General features: G+C 34.7%; 3 protein-coding genes. All 3 read right to left on the bottom strand.

What is annotated here, in order from left to right; all coding sequences use genetic code 11:
* Positions 1-148 precede the first annotated feature (148 nt).
* From Q1K34_RS17915 to Q1K34_RS17905, 3 genes are read right to left on the bottom strand one after another with little or no spacing between them, the layout of a single operon-like run.
* Positions 149-754: a class I SAM-dependent methyltransferase gene (locus Q1K34_RS17915; RefSeq protein WP_300442098.1), complete on the bottom strand. Its 606-nt coding sequence runs from the start codon at positions 752-754 to the stop codon at positions 149-151.
* 15 nt (positions 755-769) lie between these two features.
* Positions 770-1,087 (bottom strand): rhodanese-like domain-containing protein, encoded by a 318-nt coding sequence (locus tag Q1K34_RS17910; RefSeq protein ID WP_300442096.1) that lies wholly within the window; start codon positions 1,085-1,087, stop codon positions 770-772.
* A 22-nt stretch (positions 1,088-1,109) separates the two neighbouring features.
* Complete coding sequence (locus tag Q1K34_RS17905) at positions 1,110-1,925, bottom strand: sulfite exporter TauE/SafE family protein (protein ID WP_300442093.1); 816 nt, start codon at positions 1,923-1,925, stop codon at positions 1,110-1,112.
* Between the last annotated feature and the right edge of the window lie 521 nt (positions 1,926-2,446).

Genomic DNA, 2,446 nt, shown 5'->3' with positions numbered 1-2,446 from the left:
CAAAGCGTAGGAAAAATGGGAAAGGGCATCATCTTTAAATTGTCTTATCTTCATATCTATTATTTTTAATGGATTTGTATCTCAAAGTTGCTTAATATCTTTAATCTGCACAGTAACAAATGTTACGAATCAAATTTCTTTTAAAACATTAATTTTTTTCACCTATCATTTGTAGCACACAACTTTTACCTTTGTGATATTTTCCTTCGTTTTGCTCTATTTCTAGTTCTTCAAGGTATTTAATTGTAAGTCCAGAAAATTCATTTCTCAACTCCTCTTTTGAAAATAGCATTGCTTGTTCTTTAGGCCCTCCAGAATTATAATCAAACTGTTTTTTAGAAAATGCTTCGAAGATTAAAATTCCTCCTGGTTTTAAAAATTGTAATAAATGGTCATGTATACCAGGTCTGTCTTCTGCATTAAAATGAGCGTAAATAAGTGCGATAACCTCAAAATTGATATCGCTATCAAATTCCTCTGCGGAAGTTATCTCATAATTTATTTCCACATCATTCCTCTCAGCCAGGGCTATAGCTTTTGCCTTTCCAGCCTTACTCAGATCAAATGCAGTGACATCCCAACCAGTTTTTGCGGCAAATACGGCATTACGGCCCTCTCCATCTGCAGGTAAAAGAATGGAATTAGGATTCAATTTATCTAGCTGAGTTCGAAAAAAGAAATTTGGATCTTTACCATATATATACTCTTCTTCACTATACCTTTCTTCCCAAAATTCTTTTGACTTATCTTTCATATCTCTACTGAAATTTTAAAAAATGGGTTTGGATAATTTTTTATCCCATTGCATAATACCACCGGCAAGGTTGTATGTATTAAAGCCTTTAGAATCCATGATTTGGCAAGCCTGCCCACTTCTATTTCCACTACGACAGTAGATATAGTAGTCCCTATCTTTTTCTAAATTTGAAACTTCTCTTTGGAAAGTGACAGGTTCAAAAATGTTGATCAATTTAGCATTAGGAATTATTCCGTCTTTCCATTCCTTTGGAGTTCGCACATCCAGAATAATAGCATTCGTATCATTCTCAATTTTATCTGCAAACTCTTTTGCATTTAAGTTTTTCATAATAGTAAAGTTTAATTAGCAGCTAATTTTTAACGAAGAATTCCATATAGAATATAAATCCGGCCATAAGAAAGATAAAGTAGCCAAAGCCTTTCTTAAGACGTTGTCCGTTTATAAAATTACTTAGGTAAGACCCTATAAAAATTCCAATTAAGGAAAGGGCAACAATTATTCCCAGGAAAGGCCAGTCTATTTTCATGGTCAGGGCATCTCCAAGAAAAAATCCAAGGAGTGATTTGAATGCGATAATAATTAATGAGGTTCCTACAGCCGTTTTCATTTCAATATTCGCGAGAATTACCAGGGCTGGAATTATAAGAAAGCCTCCTCCGGCACCAATCATACCAGTAATCCCTCCCACGATTAAACCTTCTGCCAGGATTAACGGATAATTATACTTCCTCTCATTGGAGGATTCTTTCTCTTTTCCAGGATCTTTTTCTTGTAACATAGAAAAAGCTGCTGGTATCATAAGAACAGCGAATAAACCAAACATGGCCATTCTTCTTGTAAACTCAAAATCTTGGATATAGAATAAGGTATCAGGTAATGCCGGTACCACATAGTGTCTAACAATAGTGACCCCTATAACAGCCGGAATACCAAAAATAATGGCGGTTTTCCAGTCTACATAGCCTTTATAATGTTGTTTTATCCCACCCACAAGTGCACTGGCACCCACTACGAATAAAGAGTAAGCGGTAGCCACACGTTCTCCCATAGAAAATAAATATGCGAGAACAGGTACCGCTAGTATAGACCCGCCACCACCAATTAATCCAAGTGATATCCCAATTATAAGCGAACTTATGTAACCAAGTATTTCCAGTAATTCCATCTGTAGATATTTTATTCTGGACGAAATTATAATTATGAATCAAAACCTACAGTAACAATTGTAACAAAGGAAATAAAGGCCTTCTGGAAACTCTCCGGACTGTTCCCCATCATTTTACAGGAGGCATGATTCCATCTATCTACAGAAATAGTTCTCTTTAAACTAATTTCAAGCTTTTTACCATTGATGGTAATTCGGGCAGAGAGGATGAATCAGATTGATTTTTCTTCTTGCGGGTAAAAAATGAAATAGAAAATTTTTGAGTGGTACGCATAACGATTTGACTTTTATGAAACAAAAATTGCTGGGTACGAAAGTTAAATCAACAATACGTGGATGGGGTTATCCAACATCTATCAGGATACAAAAAATAAGCTCGCGATTGATCACGATCTACTTACGAACTCACTTTTTTATTTATCTAAAATTGTATTGATTTAGTTCATTAAAAAAGGGTAATTATATGAAAAACATGTAATTACCCTGTAATTTACATAATGTGTAAAAAGTCGGGATGACAG

The organism is Christiangramia sp., from assembly GCF_029937855.1.
GTDB lineage: Bacteria > Bacteroidota > Bacteroidia > Flavobacteriales > Flavobacteriaceae > Christiangramia.
This window is presented reverse-complemented; position numbering and strand designations above follow the sequence as displayed.

Excerpts from the sequence above, each read along its gene's own strand:
- Q1K34_RS17910 (WP_300442096.1), bottom strand. The coding sequence starts at position 1,087 with ATGAAAAACTTAAATGCAAAAGAGTTTGCAGATAAAATTGAGAATGAT.
- Q1K34_RS17915 (WP_300442098.1), bottom strand. The coding sequence starts at position 754 with ATGAAAGATAAGTCAAAAGAATTTTGGGAAGAAAGGTATAGTGAAGAA.
- Q1K34_RS17905 (WP_300442093.1), bottom strand. The coding sequence starts at position 1,925 with ATGGAATTACTGGAAATACTTGGTTACATAAGTTCGCTTATAATTGGG.